Origin of the sequence: Sphingobium sp. (assembly GCF_041987595.1) — a bacterium.
In the GTDB taxonomy this organism is placed as follows: Bacteria; Pseudomonadota; Alphaproteobacteria; order Sphingomonadales; family Sphingomonadaceae; genus Sphingobium.
This window is the reverse complement of the sequence record NZ_JBHIWJ010000024.1, coordinates 1-18939: the sequence shown is the minus strand read 5'-3', so window position 1 is coordinate 18939 and position 18939 is coordinate 1. Positions and strand designations below refer to the sequence as shown.

The window sequence follows — 18939 nt, the reverse complement described above, 5'->3', positions numbered from 1 at the left end:
GTAGCGTATCAATCCTTCTCGTCGGCAGGGCGGACATAGGCGCCATGGCCATCGGGCGGGACCAGCGCCCTGTCCCTGACGGTCAGGCTGAGCGTCTGAAAGGCGGGCGCGGGCACGTCCTTCGTCTTTTCCGAAGTGAGGATCACGGCGCCGCCGCGTTCAGCCCATCGTCCTTCGGCAAACAGGTCCAGCGCGCCATAGACCAGATACCATTGAAACCGGCCGTCGGGATGCAGCATCAGTTCGGAACCCGTTTCCATGACGCCCCGCAGATAATAATGGCCTGCGCGATCGGGGGTCTGCGCAGGCGCCGGGGCGGCAAGGAAGGCCGCGAGCGGAAGAAGGGCGACGGGCACGCGCATGATGGCGAGTGTATCGCAGCCCCCCGCGCGCGAACAGCCCTACCAGGCGCGGGGCACGTGCCCGACGCGCTGCGATACGGCCTGCTCTATTTCATTGAGCTGCGCCTGGCTCAGCACGCCGGCAATGAGGAGCTTGCGCATCAGTTCATCCACCAGAGCGGCCAGGAAATGAAGCTCCGCCCGCTCCGATAGAGTATCGTTGCTGTCCATGTTCATGCGGCTTCTCCCTGTAAACGGCTAGTTTCTAGGGAGGAATCGGCGAACTCCGAAGGCTGCGCGCGGTGGCGCGTCTCGCCGAAAGGGCGGCTCGACGAATATGGTTAATGGGGCGGCGGCCGTTGACCAATAAGGCCCCGGGGACCCGTTCGCGCCTCAAACAATTTCGCTGTCCTGCAGCGCCCACATTCCGCTAAACGGCACCCGGCTCTTTGAAATAGGAAAATTTTCGAAAAACCGCGCTTTTCCGCCGCTCTATCGTGTCACCTATGTCACCCTAACGGACGGCAGGCTCCAGCAGGCGGATCGTCCCGGCATCGGCGTCGATCTCCGCCCGGCACCCGACCGGCAGGCTGAACTGGCTCGCAACATGCCCGAATTGCGCGCCCTGAAAGGCGGGCACCCTCAGCGCCCCCAGATGCTGCTGCAACACTTCGGACAGGGTGAAGCCGCCATAGGACGCCCCGCTCGGCCCGCATTCGGTGCATTGCCCGAACACGACGCCAGCGACCTTGCCCAGCACCCCGGCCAGCGAAAGCTGGGTCAGCATCCGGTCGATCCGGTAAGGCTGCTCGCTCACATCCTCGATGAACAGGATCGCGCCCTCGAAATCGGGCACCCATGGCGTCCCCATCAGCGTCGACAGGACGGTGAGGTTCCCGCCCAGCAGCCGCCCGTTCGCCTTCCCGCTTCGAAAGGTCCGGATACGCCCGTTCCGCTGCACCAGCCGGTCCTCATGCCCCTCCGGGTTGGTCAGCGTCGGCGTCGCCCCGTCAAAGGCCAGCGCGCGAAAGGCGTCCCAGGAAAAGCGCGGCCAGCTGCTCGCCGCATTGGGACCATGAATGGTGACGAAACCCGCCCGCGCCGCAAAAGCCAGATGCAGCGCGGTAATATCGGAAAACCCGATCAACAGCTTGGGATTGGCCCGGATTTTCGCAAAATCGAGATAGGGCAGGATACGCGCACAGCCCCAGCCGCCTCGCGTCGCGAACACCGCCCGGACCTCCGGGTCGGCAAACATCGCATTGACGTCCGCCGCCCGGTCGGCGTCCGTCCCGGCCAGATAGCCGTAGCGATCGACCAGATGCTTCGCCGGCTTGGGCTTCAGGCCCATGGCGATGATGGTTTCCTTGACCATATCGAGGTCGAAGGCGTCGTCGGTAAAGCCTGCCGGCTCGATCAGCCCGACCGTATCGCCGGATCGCAGGCGGGGCGGCTTCACGATCCCCGGCCTCGCCCCGGCCGGAGCCGCCGCCAGCGCCTTGGGAACCGCCATGGCCGCGCCCAACAAAGCCATCAAGGCACGCCGGTTCATGCTCAAAAGCCGCTCCCGTCCTTGCGACGATAGACGTCCCCGTCCCATTCCATGTCGATATCGGGATAATGCGCCTTGCCCAGCGGAACCCGGCCTACCGCCAGAAAGACGCAATCCGCGCCGCTCTCGTTCAGCAGATGATGGCCATTGGCGCGTCCCTTCGGAAAGGCCGCCATGTCCCCGGCGCGCAGCAGCTCGCGCCCTCCCTCTTCGACCAGCACCGCCTCGCCGCTCAGCATCACGACGAACTCATCCTCCTCCTCATGCCAATGCCGTTGCGAGGATGCCGCGCCGGGTTTCAGCACGACATGGCTGACGCCAAAATCGGCAAGGCCCGTCGCCGGACCCAGCCGCCGCACCCATCGCCCGGCCACCGCACCGGCAAATTCGGCCGGATAGCCGGTCCTGTTGCTCTGCTCGATGGCGGCCAGATCGATCTTGGACATGAACCTCCTCCTCCCGCTGGCAAAGAGTGACCTCTTTCGCTAACGCAAGCCGATGACCATGACCAGCACCGATGCCGACCCGATCAGCCTCACCGAAAAGCTGATCGCCGCCCCGTCCGTCACCCCCGCGACAGGGGAAGTTTTCGCGGTGCTGGAAGCGATGCTGAAACCGCTGGGCTTTACCGTCGACCGCTTCGTGACGGGCGAGGCGCCTGACGGCCCGGTCGAAAATCTGCTTGCCTGGCGCACCACGGGCCCCGGCCCGCATTTCGCCTTCGCCGGCCATCTGGACGTGGTGCCGCCCGGCAATGGCTGGACCAGCGATCCCTTCACCCCGGAGGTGCGCGGCGAACTGCTCTACGGCCGGGGCGCCGTCGACATGAAGGGCGCCATCGCCGCCTATGTCGCCGCGCTCCATGACCTGCCCGACGACCTGCCCGGCACGATCAGCCTGATCATTACCGGCGACGAAGAGGGCGCTGCGGTCTATGGCACGCTCGCGCTGATGGACCGCATGGCCGCGCATGGCCTGCGCCCCGACCTCTGCCTGGTGGGGGAGCCGACCTCTTCGCAGCGGCTGGGCGACGTCATCAAGATCGGCCGTCGCGGCTCGGTCAATATGTGGATCAACGTCGCGGGCACGCAGGGCCATGTCGCCTATCCGCATCTGGCCGACAATCCGATCCCGCGCCTTGTCCGCATTCTGTCGGCCATCGATGCGATCGTGCTGGACGAGGGCAATGACTGGTTTCAGGCGAGCAATATCGAGATCACCAATCTCGACGTCGGCAACCCGACCACCAACGTCATCCCCGCCGCCGCGCAGGCGCGCATCTCGATCCGCTTCAACAATGAGCATAGCGGCGCGGAACTGGTTGAGCGCATCACCACTCTTGCGGCGAGCGAAGGCGGCACGGTGGAACCCAGGATCAGCGGCGAACCCTTCCTGACCCAGCCGGGCACGCTGTCGGATCTGGTCGCGGGCGCGATCCGCGAAGTCACCGGCGTCGAGGCGGAATTGTCGACCAGTGGCGGCACGTCCGACGCCCGCTTCCTCTCGCATCTCTGCCCGGTGGTGGAATTCGGCCTCAACAACGCGACCATGCACAAGCTGGACGAAGCGGTGGCATTGGCCGATCTGCGCGGCCTTGCAGAGATCTACCGGCTGGTGACGATGCGCGCTCTCAAAGGCTGAGGATTAGACTTCGCGCGGAAAAGCGGGAGCCGCTTTTTCCGCGTGGTCAGACCGACCTGCGTTCCGGCATCGGCTCCGGGACGGCAAAGCGGGCAAGATAATCCTCTTCTCCCGTCGGTCGCGCCAGATGATAGCCCTGGAACAGCGTGCAGCCGATCACGCGCAGCATCTCCATCTGCGCTTCGGTTTCAACGCCCTCGACCACCACCTCCATGCCCAGGCCCTGGATCAGCCCGACCACCGCGCTGCAAATCGTCCGCGCCTCCGCAGAAATGGCGATATCGCGCACCAGACTGCGGTCGATCTTCACCCGGTCGACCGGCAGGTCGCGCAGGCGCGACAGGTTGGAATAGCCCGTCCCGAAATCATCTATGGCGATCCGCACGCCATCCCTTTGCAGGGCGCGCAGTTGGTCGTGCGTCGGCGCCTTCATCTCCATCGCCAACGATTCGCTTATCTCCAGTTCCAGCATGGCCGGCGGGGCCTGATGCGCGTCCATGGCGTGGCGCAGCCGCATGAAAAAATCCGCCTGCCCCAATTCGCGAGCGGAAATATTGACGGCGATGCGTTGCGCGATGCCCGCTCGCGCCCAGCGCGCCGCGGTTTCGCACACGCGACCCATCACCCAATCGCCGAGCGCCACGATCGCCCCACTCTCTTCGGCGACCGGAACGAAGGAACCGGGCATGACCAGATCGCGCTCCGGATGCGCCCATCGCACCAGCGCTTCGGCGGTGACGGCCCGGCCGCTGCCGACCTCGATCTGTGGCTGGAACTCCAGCAGAAATTCATCACGCTGCAGGCCCAGCAGCAGATCGCGCTCCAGCTCCGCCCGGTCGGCGGCTTCCAGCGCCAGCTCGGCCGTAAACATTTCCGCCCGGTTCCGGCCCTGATGCTTGGCATGATACATGGCAATATCCGCCGAGCGCAGCAAAGCGGGCAGCGTATCGCCATGTTCGGGATAGCAGGCGATGCCGATGGACGCGCCCAGATCGATATGCTGACTGCCCAGATCAAAGCGTTCATCCAGAGCGAACTGGATCGCGCGGGCGATGCGGCCGGCAATTTCCATGTCGGTCATGGAGGGCACGAACAGTGTGAATTCATCCCCCGCCAGCCGGCCAATCAGGGTATCGCCCAAACCCGCCCCTGCCTGCGCCATCGCCACTTCGCGCAAGCGGCCAGCGACGCGGGCCAGCAGCTGGTCGCCCGCGGCATGGCCCAGCGTATCGTTCACATTCTTGAAACCATCCAGATCGATGAAGAACAGCGCGGCCAGCCCCTCCTCGCTGCGTTCGGCCAGCATCCGTTCGACCTGACGGCAAAAGCTGGTGCGATTGGCAAGCCCCGTCACCTGATCGAACAGGGCAAGTGCCTGCACATGGTCGAGATTGGTGCGCACCTGGCTGAACAGGCTTTCCATCGCCACCGAAAGGTCCGGCAATTCCTGTCCGATATCGCGCGGCACGACCGACTGCAGGTCGCCATGCGCGGCGGCCAGCAGTCGTTCCGTGGCCTTGTCGATCGCACTGGCGGTGGTGGCCACAGTGCGGCGCGCAGAGGCCCAGCTCAATGTGCCGCAGAGGATCGCGATGATAAGCGAGCGGCCGATGCCGTCAATGTCGGTCGCCTGCCACTGGCCGAGCACCAGCGACAGGATGAATACCAGCGCCCCCGCGGCGCAGGCGAAGGCAGTGGCGCGGCTCGTCAATGTCACGCCCTGCATGGGTCTCCCTGCCTTCATCCGGTCCACCCGTGGATCCAGCCAGCCGGATATGAAGGACAGTGGTTAAGAAAAGGTCAGTGGAACAGGCCAAAAGACCTATTTTTTGCGCCGCAAAATGATGTAGAGCGCGCCCTCGCCGCCATGGCGTTGATGCGCGATCCGCACGCTGGCGATACGGTCGGCATAGCTGCTGGTTTCCAGCCAGTGGCCGATTTCGCCCCGGATGGCGCCACGGCGGGAGCCGCCTTGGGAGGAAGCGCTTTTCGGCGGTTTGCCAGTAACGACGAGCAACACACGCGCATCACGCGTCCACGCCGCAGCGAGCGCCTGGTTAAGCCGCGAATGGGCCGCCGCCAGGCTATGGCCATGCAGGTCGATGCTCATGTCGGGCGCGAGATTTCCGTTACGGATCCTGCGTTCCCAGCCGGAATCCAGCACCGCCGCCGGTGTTCGAGGGAGCGCGGCAAAGGGTACCGGAATGGCGGGAGGCATTAACCCTGCCGGGGCGGGGGGAATGACGGGCAGCGCAGTCAGCCCAGCCGTCCGCACCCCCGGTCGCAACGGCTTCACCGATTTGGTCAGCGCCGTCCAGAGCGCCTGTTCTTCGGAAGAAAGATGCCGCCGGGCCATGGCACGATAAGCTCAGTTCTGGCTGAGCCGCGCCGACGATCCGATCGGCAGCAGGACCAGCGCGCTGCCCCGGGCCGACATGCCCCCGGCAATGGCGCGCGCGTTGTCGCCCGCGCCCCAGAAACTGTCGAAACGGTTGGCGCCCTTGATCGCGCCGCCCGTATCCTGCGCGATCCAGATGCCGTTGGGTTCTGCCCGGTCCAACGACAACAGGACCGGCGCACCCAGCGGCACATATTTGGGGTCGGCCGCGACAGTTGCTTCCGGCGTCACCGCCACGCCCATGGCACCCACCGGCCCTGTGCCGTTCAGTTCACGAAAGAACACAAAGCTCTTGTTCTCATCCATGATGGCCCTGCCCTCTTCGGGGTGAGCGCGCAGATAGGCCATAATGTCCTGCATCGATCCGGCCTGGATCAGTCCGCGATCCTTCATCAGCTTGCCGATACCCGTATAGTCCCGGCCATTCTGCCCGTCATAGCCGATGCGCATGATACCACCATCGGGCAGCCGCAACCGCCCGCTGCCCTGCACCTGAAGGAAGAAGAATTCGACCGGATCGGCGGCCCAGGCCAGTTCCAGCCCCCTCTCCGCCAGCGAGCCGGAAACGATCTGCGACCGTTCATCGAAGGGCATGAAATTGCTGCCGTCCACCTTGCCGCGGATGGTCTTGCCCTTGAGGCTGTCGCTAAACAGGCCGAGATTGACGTCGATCAGATTGGGTGGGCGGCGATAGACCGGCACCTGGTAACCGGGCTGCCGGGTGCGCGATCCTGCGATTTCGGGTTCATAATAGCCCGTGACGAAGGCCGCGCCCGCACCCACCTGAACGGGTTCGAAATAGCGGGAGAAAAATTCGCTGGCAGAGGCTTCGGGCCAGCTCGATGCAGCGGCGCAGGCGCTGTTCCAGTCAGAGCCGCGCGTCAGGCCGCTCTGGTCCGTGCGCTTCATCAGTGACGGGCAGGACAGGCGGAAAGCCTGCAGTGCCTGGCGCGACCGTTCGCCGGATGGGATCAGGCTGGCGATGTCGGGGCCCCGCGTAATGCCGGCACTCAGAGCATTCGCGGTGTCGGCCGTCGGCGTCGTGCTGGGGGGCGTCACGGGCAGCGGAGGTCGGGGCGTTGCGGGCACGGGCCGGGTTGCCGTTTCCCCACGGGACGGACGCGTCGGCGCGGGGCCGCCTGCCCCCGGTGGAATCACGCCGCCCGCACATGCGGACAGCAGCAGCGCAACAACAAGCGCCCCCCCCGACCGACGCAGCGTCATGCCGCCTCGTCGGTCTCGCTGAGCTTCCAGTTGGGATCGGAACTACGCAGGTCGCGCGTGAAGGTCCAGATATCGTTGGTGCTGATCGCGTCCGTCAGCGATCCTGCGACGACATGACCGTCCCGATCGCGGGTCACAGCAGCGATGTCGGCTTCGAAGCGCAGCGAAATTTCCGCCATCCGTCCATTGACGCTGGCATCGACGATCTGCGCCTTCTCGATGCGGACCAGCCGGTTGTCAAGAACATGACCCTCGGCTTCGCGTGCGGCAATGGCCTCTTCAAAAGATGCGAGGACATCGGCGTCGCACAGCCATTCCAACTCCTGCCGGTCGCCGCGCCAGAAGGCTTCCAGTACCATCTTGTAGGCCGCCTTGGCTCCCTCCACGAACTGCGGCACGTCGAAATGCCGATCCACAGCAATTAGCGCGCGCACGCCCGCTTCGCCGGCGGACGTAATCAGACCGTCGGCCAGCCGCACCGAATCGCCCGCCATCTCCGGCACCGGGCGCGGCTGAACGATGGTCACCTTGGCGCGGTCTTCGGCAGGCCGCGGGGCAGGTTCCTGCTCATGCCCCGTCCGCTTGCCAAGCACGGAATAGAGCCGCAGCGCCAGAAAACCGGCAATCATGGCGAGGATGACGATCACATACACGGAGGCAGGCACCCTTTGGGCTGAATCTGAAAAACTGTAACGCAACCAACATAGGCATGTTTCCCCGCATATTCAAATGGCGCCTTTGCGTGAGGTGCATTGCCCCGCCCTGCCGCCCCTGCTAAGCGCCCGGATCGAACATCAGCGGGCATCGTGCCTGCCAACCAACAACAGACCCAGGGAAACGAGATGGCCGAGGAAGCCGATACCATTCAGACCACTGGCAATGGCGCCGATACCGCCCCCCAGATCGCGCTGATCAGCCAGTACGTGAAGGATCTGTCGTTCGAAAACCCGAACGCGCCTGCCGTCTACCAGTGGCAGGACCAGCCACAGATCGACGTCCAGTTCAACATCGGCGCCGACAAGGTCGGCGAAGAAGTGGTTGAAGTGTCGCTGAAGATCGAGGTCAAGGCGACCGCGCCGCAGGGCACCGCTTTCGCCGTCGAGCTGGTCTATGCTGCGATCTTCGGCATGCGCAACGTACCGGAAGACCAGATGCAGCCCTTCATGCTGGCCGAGGCGCCGCGCCTGATCTTCCCCTTCGCCCGCCGCGTGCTGGCCGATGCGATCCGCGACGGCGGTTTCCCGCCGCTGTTGCTCGATCCGATCGATTTCAGCGGCCTCTATGTCCAGCAGGCGCAGGCCATGGCCCAGACCGCGGGCGAACCGGCCGGTCACGCCTGAGTCGATCGGTATTTGAGATATGAAGCTGGTGCGAGCACTTGGCTCGGTCGGCGGGCTCACGCTCGCCAGCCGGGTGCTCGCGCTGGTGCGGGATTCGCTGGCCGCGCGCTATGTCGGGGCGGGCTTCGCATCGGACGCCTTTAACGGCGTCGCTTTCCGGCTGCCGAACATGTTCCGCGCCCTCTTTGCCGAGGGCGCCTTTTCCGCCGCCTTCATCCCGATGTTCAACCGTAAGGCGGCGGGGCCGGGCGGAATCGCGGAGGGCTATCATTTTGCCGAACGCGCGCTGGCGGTGCTGCTGCCGGTGCTGGTGGTCTTCACCGCGCTCCTGATTGCGGCGGCATGGCCGATTACCTGGGCACTTTCCGGCGGCTTTTCGCGGCAGCATCCGACGCCGGAACAGTTCGCCTTCGCCGTCATGCTCTCCCGCATCACTTTGCCCTATCTGGCGTTGATCAGCCTCGCGTCGCTGCTGGGCGGCATTTTGAACTCGCTGGACAAATTCTGGGTCAATGCGGCGGCGCCGATCCTCCTTAACGTCGCGATGATCGCCGGACTGTGGCTGTTCCACGGCGATAACGAATATGAAACCGCGCGGGTGCAGGCGATTTCGGTCACGGTCGGCGGCGCGCTGCAATTGCTCTGGCTGATCTGGGCCTGCCACAGGGCGGGCGTGTCGATGAAGCTGAAGCGGCCGCGCTTGGACGCCGATGTGAAGGAACTGCTCCGCCTGATCGTACCGGCCGCAGCGGGCGCGGGCGCGTCGCAGATCAACCTGCTGATATCCACGGCGCTCTCCGGCTGGCTGCTCGCCTCAGGGTCGATCACCTATATTTATTATGCCGACCGACTGAACCAGTTGCCGCTGGGCCTCATCGGCATTGGTCTCGGCACCATATTGCTGCCGACCATCTCCCGCCTGCTCTCTCGCGGGGAAGAAGGGCAAGCCATGGACACGCAAAATCGCGGCATCGAACTGGCGCTGTTCCTGACCCTGCCCGCCACCGTCGCCTTCATCACAGTGGCCGAACCGATCGTGCGCGGTCTGTTCCAATATGGCCGCTTCACGATCGAAGATGCCCAGCGCTGCGGCTGGGCACTGTCCGCATTCTCCATCGGCCTGCCCTCCTATGTGCTCGTGAAGGTGCTGACGCCCGGCTATTATGCGCGCGGCGACACGAAGACGCCCGTGCGTTATGCGATGCTGTCGATCATCATCAACATCATCGGCAATATCCTGCTGATCCCGCTGCTGGCTGAGGCAGGCATGGGCCATGTCGGCCCGCCGCTGGCGACGGCGCTCTCCTCTACCATCAACGTCGCCATGCTCTATTCGACGCTGGTGAAGCGCGGGCATTTCGCCGCCGATGCGCAGTTGCGGCGGCGCCTGCCCCGGCTGGCGGCGGCGGCGGCGGCCATGGGCGCGGCGCTCTACGCGGGCGAAGGGCTGCTCGATCCCTGGCTCGGCGGCGTCATGGTCCAGCGCTATGTCGCTTTGGCCGTGCTTGTCGGCGTGGGAATTGCCCTATACGGAGTGGCCTGTTTCGTCACGGGCGCCTATCGGCTGTCCGACCTCAAGGCGCTGATGCGCCGCAAAAGTGCAACCTCATAAGAACGGATAAAGAAATGCGCGTCCTTTCCGGCATCCAGCCGACCGGCAATCTGCACCTGGGCAATTATCTGGGCGCGATCCGCAACTGGGTGCGGATGCAGGATGAAATGGACGGCAACAGCCAGTGCTTCTTCTTCCTCGCCGACATGCATTCCATCACTGTGCATGAGGGGCGCGAACAGCGCATCCGCAATGTTCGCGACATGGCCGCCGCGCTGGTAGCTGCCGGGATCGATCCGGATCGCTCGGTCCTCTTCAATCAGGCGCGGGTACCCGCCCATGCGGAACTTTGCTGGCTGCTGAACGGCACGGCGCGGATCGGCTGGCTGAACCGCATGACCCAGTTCAAGGACAAGGTCGGCAAGGACCGCGAGGGCGCCTCGATCGGCCTGTTCGTCTATCCCGTGCTTCAGGCGGCGGACATCCTCGTCTATAACGCCACCCATGTTCCGGTAGGCGAGGATCAGAAGCAGCATCTGGAACTGGCCCGCGACATCGCCACCAAATTCAACACCGATTTCGGCGTAGAGCTGTTCACCCTGCCCGACCCGATCATCCCGAAGGAATCGGCGCGCATCATGTCGCTCCGCGACGGCACGGCGAAAATGTCAAAGTCCGACCCGTCCGACATGAGCCGCATCAACCTTACCGACGAAGATGATGCGATCATGCAGAAGGTGAAGAAGGCCAGGACCGACCCCGAACCTTTGCCCGAAACGGCTGAAGGGCTGACGGGCCGCCCGGAAGCGAACAATCTGGTCGGCATCTATGCGACGCTGGCGGGCACCACCGCCGATGCCGTCTGCGCCGAATTTGCGGGCAAGGGCTTTGGCGCGTTCAAGCCCGCTCTGGGCGAGTTGCTGGTGGAGACGCTCCGTCCGATCCGAACCCGCTTCATGGAACTGCGCACCGACGACGCTGCGCTGGACGCGATCCTGGAAAAGGGCGCGGCCAAGGCTGCAGCGGCGGCCGAACCTACCCTGCGCGCCGCCTATGACGCCATGGGATTGATGCGCTGACAGCGTTGAGCGGATGTGACAGGGGCCGCCCAAAAACGCAGCCCTTCGCCGCGGAGTGACGGAATAATCATGCCCGCGCCGTCGTAGGGGTTGGCAGGACATGGTTTGCGCCCGTTCGCCCGTTACGCGCGTTCAAACGATGTTCAGTTGCGTTTTGCTATGGCGGGGCGCAAGATGTTTCGCAGGCGTAGTGCCTGATACAGGACGCAGAAAAATGATCCGTTTCAACAAGATCGGCCTGATTGCAGCGCCCGCTTTGGCGATGATGGCACTGTCGGGCTGCGCAACTTCCTTCAAGGCGGACGTCGCCCGCTTTCAGCAGCTTCCCGCGCCTGCCGGGCAGAGCTTCACCATCGTTGCGGACGATCCGCGTCTCGCCGGTGGTCTTGAATTTTCGCACTATGCCGATCTGGTCGGCCAGCGCCTGACCCAGACGGGCTATGTCGCGGCAGGCGATCCGGCCCGGGCCGATCTGATCGTGCGCGTCTCCTATGGCGTCGACAATGGCCGGGAGAAGGTCCGTTCGACGGGCTTCGGCTCGCCCGATCCCTTCTTCTACGGCGGCTGGGGCTGGCGCGGCCGTTGGGGCCGCCCATGGGGGTATGGCTTCTACGATCCGTGGCTGTTCGGCCCCGGCGGCTATAACGACATCAGCAGCTATACGGTTTACACCAGCGACCTCAGTATGAAGATCGACCGCGCAGCCGACAATCGCCGCCTGTTCGAGGGCAAGGCGTCGGCACAATCGCTGTCGAACAAGCTGACCTATCTGGTGCCGAACCTGATCGACGCCATGTTCACCGGCTTCCCCGGCCAGAATGGGGAGAATGTCAAGATCACGCTGCCCCCCGAAAAGAAGGGCTGAGCCTTTCCCATCGAAGGCGGCTTGCGGCCGTTTCCATCGCCCGGCGGCCCATCACCGCCGGGCTTCCTTGTGTCAGGGAAGACGGCGCGCAGTCAATATTTTCACCGGCGCCTCCAGCATCTGCCCCTTCATGACGCCCTCGCCTGCACTGGCGGATCTGGGTTCGGCCAGAAAGGCCTTAACGACATCCAGCCCCTCGACCACATGGGCGAAAACGGCAAAGCCCTGATTGTCCCCCACGGCTTCGGGATGGGCGTCCATGCCCGGCATCTTGCCCAAAACGATGAAAAAGTCCCCCGTGGCGCTGCCCGGCGCATAACGCGCCATGGAGAGCGCCCCGTCATCATGGGTCAGGCCGGTCTGGGTCGTCGGCTCATGGCTTATCGGCGGCAGGACGCGCCTGGGATCATTCTGTGCCCCGCCCTGCACGAAGCCGTAATCAGCCGTGCCGACGGCGCGATAGAAAAGCGTGCCGTCCAGCCTTTTCTCATCCACATAGCGCAGGAAATTGGCGGCGGTAACCGGCGCCTTGGCGACATGCACAGCGACAATGATGCGTCCGGCGCCGGTCTCCAGCGCAACCCGGACATCAACAGGCGCAGGAGCCGCCGAGGGTTGCGCGGCGGCAGGAGCCAGACAGAGAAAGGCGAAGATAAAGAGGACAAGCTGTCGGATCATGGCGCAAAGCCTAATCCAAAGCGCGCCCTCTGTCAGCCTTCCAGCTGGCGCTGAAGCGCGCGGATGTCGGCGTCGATGTCCGGATTGCTTTCGCGCAGCTGCTCGATCGTGCGAACGGCATGAATGACGGTGCTGTGGTCGCGCCCGCCAAAGATGCGTCCGATTTCGGGGAGTGAGCGCGGCGTCATCTTCTTGGCAAGATACATCGCCACCTGCCGCGGACGCGCCACGGCGCGGGCACGGCGCTTGGAACGCATTTCCGCTGCATCGATCTTGTAATGGGCCGCGCATGCCTTCTGGATCTCGTCCACCGTGATCCGACGCGCATTTGCGCGGACCGCGTCGGCCAGCATACTCTGGGCAAATTCCAGATCGATCGGCCGGCCGGTAAGTTGCCCATAGGCAATCAGCTTGTTGAAGGCACCTTCCAGCTCGCGGACATTGGATCGGATCGAGCGCGCCAGAAAATCGACCACCGCGTCGGGCACCGGCGGATCACCGGCGATGGCCCGTTTGGCCTCCAGAATCGCAAGGCGCAAATCCAGACCGGCAGGGCGGATGTCAGCCACAAGGCCGCCCGCCAGACGGGACAGGATGCGCGCATCGATCGCGTCCAGCATCTGCGGCGCGCGATCCGCGGTCACGACGATGCGGGCCCCCGAATCGATCAGATCGTTGATCGTGTGCAGAAACTCTTCCTGGGTCGATCCCTTGCCTGCAATGAACTGAATATCGTCGATCAGAAGCAGCCGGGCAGCCCGTAGCCGCGCCTTGAACATCATGGTTTCGTTCGCACGCATGGCGTTCACAAATTCCATCATGAACCGCTCGGCGGACATATAGAGTACGGGCGCAGAAGGGGAATGGGCGGAGAAGGCCTGAGCAATCGCATGCAGCAGATGCGTTTTACCTTGGCCGGTGCCCCCATGAATGAAAAGCGGGCTGAAACGCGGCTGACTCTCGCCCGCCATCGCCTGAGCGGCGGAAAAGGCAAGATGATTGGTTTCGCCGGTCACGAACTCGCCAAAGCTGTGCCGCGGCTGGAAATTGGACGCAGGCGTTTGGGGACCACTTGCCGCCATGTCAGGTATCGGCGCCGTTTCTGCGTGGGACAACTCCAGAAGCCGCGGGCCAACTGCATTGGGCGCGCGTCGAAGCCGCACCTCACGCACGCTCGCACCTGCGCAGCGCCATGCCATGCGCAGCCGGTCGCCAAACTGACCCGACACAAAATTGGCGGTGAAATCGGAAGCGAACAGCAGATCGAGGGTTTGCGATTCCGGGCAATAGTCGCCCAGTTGAGCGGCCTTCAGCCACTGGTCGAACATGCGCGCGCCGATGTCCCGGCGCAGGCCGGCGCGAATGGTCGCCCAGGCAGTCTCCAGGCGCGCATTTTGCTGCGTGTCAAGACCGCTCAAACTACCAATCACTGCCGTAATATCCTTCATAAACAGTCGACCCCCATCAACTGCACCCCTGTAGGCAGGGGCAATTTCAAGACGCAGAAAGTCCCTTGGAAAAGGCGGTGCTTTCCCAATCCTTTGCGTCAACCAACCTTCTGATGACCGCCGGAAATTCGATTCGAGTGGCGGCCTGAGGATCAAAATAGACAGGCCTTCTTCGCCGGATCAAGGGCTTGGCCAGTCAAAAATGTGAAATAAAGCCGTTGACTCGGCAAACCCGCGGAAAACGCCACTTTGAAAAATTATCTTTATTATTCAACCAGTTAAAAATGGACGTTTTCGCCTCTTACTGTCGAATCGGGCGAGAATCGCGGGATTTCCGCCGGTCTCCGAAAGTGACTGTTCCGTGAACGAAACATGAAAAGCCCGCCCCGCGCTAATGCGGGACGGGCACCATTTCGAGCTGACGATGGAAAGGGCTGGGCGCTTAGCCGAGCGCGCTGACGCGCTTCGTCAGGCGACCGAACTTGCGGGCCGCAGTGTTCTTGTGCAGGACGCCACGGGCAACGCCGCGGGCGAGTTCCGGCTGAACCGCCTGAAGCGCCGTGGTCGCAACGGCCTTGTCGCCAGCGGCAAGAGCGGCTTCAACCTTCTTCACCAGGGTACGGATCCGGCTGATGCGGGCGCCGTTTATCTCGGCGCGGCGGGCGTTGCGACGGATGCGCTTCTTGGCTTGCGGCGTATTGGCCATTTACTGTCCTCGGTTCTCGTCAAATCTCGTGAAAAGAGCCTGCCGGACTCGCCAACCGGCTCTCGTGAAGGTGCGCCCCATACAGGGGTTCACCGGGGGCGTCAACCGCTGAGCGCCCCGCTATTTCTGGCATTTCGGGCAGAAAAAGGTCGATCTGCCGCCATCCACCCGGCGGCTGATGATCCCCCCGCAGACGCATGGCTCCCCTTCCCGCCCATAGACTCGCCATTGCTTGGAGAAATAGCCCAGTTCCCCGTCCGGCCGGGCATAATCGCGCAGGGTCGAGCCGCCCGCCGCGATAGCGGCGGTCAAAACCTCGCGAATCGATTCGACCAGCAGGCCAAGGCGCGGGCGTCTGATCTTGCCTGCCGCGAGCGTGGGAGCGATACCGGCCATGTTCAGCGCCTCGCAGACATAGATATTGCCCAGACCCGCAACGATACGCTGATCGAGCAGCGCCGCCTTGATGGAGGTCGCCTTGCCCTTGAGCGCTGCCGCCAGCGTCGTCGCATCGAACTGCTGGCCCAGCGGTTCGGGTCCCATGCGGGTGAAGGGGTTGTAGCTCTCCCAGGCGTCGCTGCGGACGAGATCCAGGGAGCCGAAGCGGCGCGGATCGTTCAGCGAGAGCAGCCGCCCTGCCCCCGTTTCGATCAGCAGATGGTCGTGGGCGCCGATCTGCGCCGGATCGATTCGCCAGCGCCCCGACATGCCCAGATGAAAAATCAGCGTGTCGCCGCGGTCGGTGCCGATCAGGCCATATTTGGCGCGGCGGGATAGCGCCGTGACGGTCGCGCCGGTCAACCGCTGGCGCAGATCGACGGGAATCGGCCAGCGCAGGTCGGCGCGGCGCGGTTCGACGCGGGCAAGGACGGCGCCTTCGAGGACGGAGCGCAGACCTGCTACGGTAGTTTCGACTTCGGGGAGTTCAGGCATGGCTTTTCATGTAGTGCCCTGCCGGCCGGAGCAAAAGGCCGCATCGCGCCGGACGCGCCGCACGGACATTTCAGCTGATCGGATGTTTCCTCTCCCCAGGACAATGCGCTTCCTTCGCCGCGATTTCGGAGCCGGGAATGTTCCATTTCCCTTGAAATCACTCTAGGAGGCTCGCCATGAGTGAAACCGCTTCCTTTGGCTATCGCGATGTCGAAGCCGCCGAAAAGCAGGGGATGGTCCGCGCCGTCTTCTCCAACGTCGCATCCAGATATGACCTGATGAACGATGCCATGTCGGCGGGCGCGCATCGCCTTTGGAAGGACCAGTTCGTCAATCGCGTGAAACCGCGCAGGGACGAGACCATCCTCGACATGGCGGGTGGCACCGGGGACATTGCCTTTCGCATGCACAGGCATGGGGCGCAGGTCACCGTGTCCGACATCAACCCGGAAATGCTGGCTGTCGGCGTCGAGCGGGCGAAGAAAAAAAGCCTCGAAGGACTGATCTGGTCGGAGCAGAATGCGGAAGAACTCAGCTTTGGCGACCGGGAATTCGATGCCTATACGATCGCGTTCGGCATCCGGAACGTTACCCGTATCGACAGAGCGCTGCGGGAAGCGTACCGCGTGCTGAAGTTTGGCGGGCGCTTCTTCTGCCTCGAATTTTCCACCACCACCTGGCCCGGTTTTTCGGACGTTTATGACCTCTATTCGCACAGGCTGGTGCCCAAGCTCGGCAAGCTGCTGGCGGATGACGAGGACAGCTATCGCTATCTGATCGAATCGATCCGCCGCTTTCCTCCCATGCCGGAGTTTGAAAGGATGATCCGCGAGGCTGGCTTCGTGCAGACCAAGGTCGAGCCGATCCTCGGCGGGCTGGTCGCTATTCATTCCGGGTGGAAGATCTAAAGCCCCGTGTCCTCCCACATCACGCATATCTGGCGGCTGCTGAAATGGGGCCGCACCCTGGCACGACATGGCGCCCTCACCGGGATCGAGCGCGATCCGTTGACGCCGACGCCAGTGCGGCGGCTGGTGCGGGTGGCGCGGTTCGGCGCGCGGGTGCCCAAACAGCCGCGCTATGCCGACGCCTTTCAGGCCATCGGTCCTGCGGCGATCAAGCTGGGACAGACGCTGGCGACGCGGCCGGATCTGGTGGGGGACGAAGCCGCCAACGACTTGCTCCGCCTGCAGGACGCCCTGCCGCCTGTACCCTTCGCGATCATAAGGGCGCAGATCGAACAGAGTTTCGGACGACCGCTGGAGGCGCTTTACAGCCGCTTCGATGAGGAGCCGGTGGGCGCGGCCTCGATCGCGCAGGTGCATCGGGCGGTGACCATCGACGGGCGGGAAGTGGCGGTGAAGGTGATCCGTCCTGGCGTCACCGACCAGTTCAACCGCGACATCCAGACCTATGAATGGGCCGCCGCCCATGTCGAGATGCTGGGCGGAGAAGTGGCACGGCTGCGGCCCCGGCTCGTCATCGCCAACATGAAGCGCTGGACGGCGCGGGAACTCGACCTGCGGCGCGAGGCGGCTTCCGCGTCCGAGCTGGGCGAGGCGATGGAGGCGATGCCCGGCTATCGCGTGCCCGCCATCGACTGGGACCGCACCAGCGGCAAGGTCATGACGATGGAGTGGATCGAGGGGGTCAAGATCTCCGATCGGGACGCGCTGATCGCGGCGGGCCATGATGTGAAGGAGATCGCGTCGCGGCTGGTGAACGCATTCCTTCGACAGGCTATTGCCGAGGGCTTCTTCCATGCGGACATGCATCAGGGGAATCTGTTCGTCACCGCCAATGGCGATATCGTCGCCATCGACTTCGGCATCATGGGGCGGATCGACCGGCGCGCGCGCATGTGGCTGGCGGAAATCCTCTACGGCCTCATCACCGGCAATTACAAGCGCGTGGCGGAGATCCACTTCGAGGCGCAATATGTCCCCGGCCATCACAATGTCGAGGAGTTCGCCACGGCTCTGAGGGCCGTGGGCGAACCGATGCGCGGCAAGCCCGTGCGCGAACTGTCGGTCGGCGGGATGCTGGACGGGCTGTTTGCGATCACCCGCGATTTCGACATGCAGACCCAGCCGCACCTGCTGCTGCTGCAAAAGACCATGGTGATGGTGGAGGGCGTGGCGACCTCGCTCGATCCCGACATCAACCTGTGGGAAACGAGCGGGCCTTATGTGAAGGAGTGGCTGCGCTCCGAACTGGGGCCGGAGGCGAAGGCGGCCGATGCGCTGATCGAGAACTGGCGCATCCTGCAACGCCTGCCGGGTCTGGTGAAGCGGATCGAGGAAGCCTTTCCGGAAAAGGGCGGCGCGCCGCCGCCGCCTCCTTTGGCTGAGGTGCGCCTGATCCGCGTCGGGGCCGGGTGGCGCTATGTGGTGGTGGCATTGCTGGCCGGGGTCGTGGGCGCGGGCGCCATGGCGGCTGCGACGACCTTTCTATAAGGTTTCGACAATTTGCCGGGTCGGTACGGCCCCTATTCTTGAACGGAAATCAGAATGAAGACCAAGCACAGTCTGGAAGCCAGTGACGTCAAGGCCATTCTGGCCGCAGCCGAGGCGGAAGCACGCGCCAATGGCTGGGCGGTGACGATCGCGGTCGTGGACGACGGCGCGCATCTGCTGGGCCTGCTGCGGCTCGACGGCGCATCGGCCAGCACGGCCCAGATGGCGCCCGCCAAGGCGACGACGTCCGTGCTGGGACGCCGGGAATCGAAGGTTTATGAGGATCTGATCCTGGGCGGCCGCATCACCATGCTCTCCGCGCCGGGAATGCAGGCCATGCTGGAAGGCGGCGTGCCGATCATCGTGGACGGCGACATTGTCGGCGCCGTCGGCGTGTCGGGCGTGAAGTCGGATCAGGACGTCCAGATCGCGCGCGCGGGGATCGCGGCTATCCTGTAACGGGCGGCGTGGGCTGGACAAGGGCCCCTCGCTTGACCAAATGATGGGCCTGTCATGACCAAACGCATCCTTCTCATCATTTCCGGCGGCATAGCGGCTTACAAGTCGCTGGAGCTGGTGCGGCTGCTGCGCAAGCGGGGCTTTGCCGTGCGGGCGGTCCTGACGGAGAGCGCGGCGCAGTTCTTGACGCCGCTGTCGCTGGGCGTGCTGACCGAGGATCATGTCTATGGGGACATGTTCGACCTCAAGGAAGAGCGCGAGATCGGG

The 18939-nt window shown here is 64.1% G+C and carries 21 protein-coding genes; 9 read left to right on the top strand and 12 right to left on the bottom strand.

Annotation, left to right across the window (positions count from 1 at the left end):
* Window positions 1-8: 8 nt before the first annotated feature.
* The 4 genes from ACFC3J_RS08695 to ACFC3J_RS08680 form a co-directional block, all read right to left on the bottom strand.
* Window positions 9-362 carry a hypothetical protein gene (locus tag ACFC3J_RS08695; protein WP_375195782.1) on the bottom strand — a complete coding sequence of 118 codons (354 nt, stop codon included), beginning with the start codon at window positions 360-362 and terminating at the stop codon, window positions 9-11.
* 39 nt (window positions 363-401) lie between these two features.
* Window positions 402-578: a hypothetical protein gene (locus ACFC3J_RS08690; RefSeq protein ID WP_375195781.1), complete on the bottom strand. Its 177-nt coding sequence runs from the start codon at window positions 576-578 to the stop codon at window positions 402-404.
* Between the two features lie 277 nt (window positions 579-855).
* Window positions 856-1893: an LD-carboxypeptidase gene (locus tag ACFC3J_RS08685; RefSeq protein ID WP_375195780.1), complete on the bottom strand. Its 1038-nt coding sequence runs from the start codon at window positions 1891-1893 to the stop codon at window positions 856-858.
* Between the two features lie 2 nt (window positions 1894-1895).
* The gene (locus ACFC3J_RS08680; RefSeq protein WP_375195779.1) at window positions 1896-2339 is read right to left on the bottom strand and encodes a cupin domain-containing protein; all 444 of its coding nucleotides are present in this window, start codon (window positions 2337-2339) and stop codon (window positions 1896-1898) included.
* Between the two features lie 52 nt (window positions 2340-2391).
* On the opposite strand from ACFC3J_RS08680, the gene dapE reads away from it, so the two are divergent.
* Window positions 2392-3534: a succinyl-diaminopimelate desuccinylase gene (gene dapE, locus ACFC3J_RS08675; protein ID WP_375195778.1), complete on the top strand. Its 1143-nt coding sequence runs from the start codon at window positions 2392-2394 to the stop codon at window positions 3532-3534.
* A 46-nt stretch (window positions 3535-3580) separates the two neighbouring features.
* Here the strand turns inward: dapE and ACFC3J_RS08670 are convergent, their stop codons facing one another.
* From ACFC3J_RS08670 to ACFC3J_RS08655, 4 genes are all read right to left on the bottom strand, one after another.
* On the bottom strand, window positions 3581-5260 hold the full coding sequence (locus ACFC3J_RS08670; protein WP_375195777.1) for a putative bifunctional diguanylate cyclase/phosphodiesterase: 1680 nt from the start codon (window positions 5258-5260) through the stop codon (window positions 3581-3583).
* A 96-nt stretch (window positions 5261-5356) separates the two neighbouring features.
* Window positions 5357-5890, bottom strand: a complete 534-nt coding sequence (locus tag ACFC3J_RS08665) for a Smr/MutS family protein (protein ID WP_375195776.1) — start codon at window positions 5888-5890, stop codon at window positions 5357-5359.
* Between the two features lie 12 nt (window positions 5891-5902).
* Window positions 5903-7156 (bottom strand): murein transglycosylase A, encoded by a 1254-nt coding sequence (locus ACFC3J_RS08660; protein ID WP_375195775.1) that lies wholly within the window; start codon window positions 7154-7156, stop codon window positions 5903-5905.
* Complete coding sequence (locus ACFC3J_RS08655) at window positions 7153-7809, bottom strand: Tim44/TimA family putative adaptor protein (RefSeq protein WP_375195808.1); 657 nt, start codon at window positions 7807-7809, stop codon at window positions 7153-7155. Before ACFC3J_RS08655 ends, ACFC3J_RS08660 begins: the two co-directional genes overlap by 4 nt.
* A gap of 189 nt (window positions 7810-7998) precedes the next feature.
* On the opposite strand from ACFC3J_RS08655, the gene secB reads away from it, so the two are divergent.
* The 4 genes from secB to ACFC3J_RS08635 all read left to right on the top strand — a co-directional run bounded on the left by secB (window position 7999) and on the right by ACFC3J_RS08635 (window position 11992).
* A complete protein-coding gene (secB, locus tag ACFC3J_RS08650) occupies window positions 7999-8496 on the top strand; it encodes a protein-export chaperone SecB (RefSeq protein ID WP_375195774.1) in 498 nt (165 codons plus the stop codon).
* Between the two features lie 19 nt (window positions 8497-8515).
* A complete protein-coding gene (gene murJ, locus ACFC3J_RS08645) occupies window positions 8516-10108 on the top strand; it encodes a murein biosynthesis integral membrane protein MurJ (RefSeq protein ID WP_375195773.1) in 1593 nt (530 codons plus the stop codon).
* 14 nt (window positions 10109-10122) lie between these two features.
* Window positions 10123-11127, top strand: a complete 1005-nt coding sequence (gene trpS, locus ACFC3J_RS08640) for a tryptophan--tRNA ligase (RefSeq protein ID WP_375195772.1) — start codon at window positions 10123-10125, stop codon at window positions 11125-11127.
* A gap of 214 nt (window positions 11128-11341) precedes the next feature.
* Window positions 11342-11992: a DUF4136 domain-containing protein gene (locus tag ACFC3J_RS08635; protein ID WP_375195771.1), complete on the top strand. Its 651-nt coding sequence runs from the start codon at window positions 11342-11344 to the stop codon at window positions 11990-11992.
* 72 nt (window positions 11993-12064) lie between these two features.
* Here the strand turns inward: ACFC3J_RS08635 and ACFC3J_RS08630 are convergent, their stop codons facing one another.
* The 4 genes from ACFC3J_RS08630 to mutM form a co-directional block, all read right to left on the bottom strand.
* Window positions 12065-12670, bottom strand: a complete 606-nt coding sequence (locus ACFC3J_RS08630) for a peptidylprolyl isomerase (RefSeq protein ID WP_375195770.1) — start codon at window positions 12668-12670, stop codon at window positions 12065-12067.
* Window positions 12671-12702: 32 nt separating this feature from the next.
* On the bottom strand, window positions 12703-14118 hold the full coding sequence (dnaA, locus tag ACFC3J_RS08625) for a chromosomal replication initiator protein DnaA (RefSeq protein ID WP_375195769.1): 1416 nt from the start codon (window positions 14116-14118) through the stop codon (window positions 12703-12705).
* 442 nt (window positions 14119-14560) lie between these two features.
* Window positions 14561-14824 (bottom strand): 30S ribosomal protein S20, encoded by a 264-nt coding sequence (gene rpsT, locus ACFC3J_RS08620; protein WP_192667763.1) that lies wholly within the window; start codon window positions 14822-14824, stop codon window positions 14561-14563.
* A gap of 120 nt (window positions 14825-14944) precedes the next feature.
* Window positions 14945-15757 (bottom strand): bifunctional DNA-formamidopyrimidine glycosylase/DNA-(apurinic or apyrimidinic site) lyase, encoded by an 813-nt coding sequence (mutM, locus tag ACFC3J_RS08615; protein WP_375195768.1) that lies wholly within the window; start codon window positions 15755-15757, stop codon window positions 14945-14947.
* Window positions 15758-15933: 176 nt separating this feature from the next.
* Here mutM and ACFC3J_RS08610 point away from each other — a divergent pair, with 176 nt between their 5' ends.
* The 4 genes from ACFC3J_RS08610 to ACFC3J_RS08595 form a co-directional block, all read left to right on the top strand.
* Window positions 15934-16665: a class I SAM-dependent methyltransferase gene (locus ACFC3J_RS08610; RefSeq protein ID WP_375195767.1), complete on the top strand. Its 732-nt coding sequence runs from the start codon at window positions 15934-15936 to the stop codon at window positions 16663-16665.
* Between the two features lie 6 nt (window positions 16666-16671).
* Window positions 16672-18213, top strand: coding sequence for a 2-polyprenylphenol 6-hydroxylase (gene ubiB / locus ACFC3J_RS08605; RefSeq protein WP_375195766.1), 1542 nt, complete (start codon window positions 16672-16674; stop codon window positions 18211-18213).
* A 54-nt stretch (window positions 18214-18267) separates the two neighbouring features.
* A complete protein-coding gene (locus ACFC3J_RS08600) occupies window positions 18268-18672 on the top strand; it encodes a heme-binding protein (RefSeq protein WP_375195765.1) in 405 nt (134 codons plus the stop codon).
* Between the two features lie 54 nt (window positions 18673-18726).
* Window positions 18727-18939: flavoprotein (locus ACFC3J_RS08595; protein ID WP_375195764.1), on the top strand; the 213-nt coding region annotated here is incomplete at its 3' end.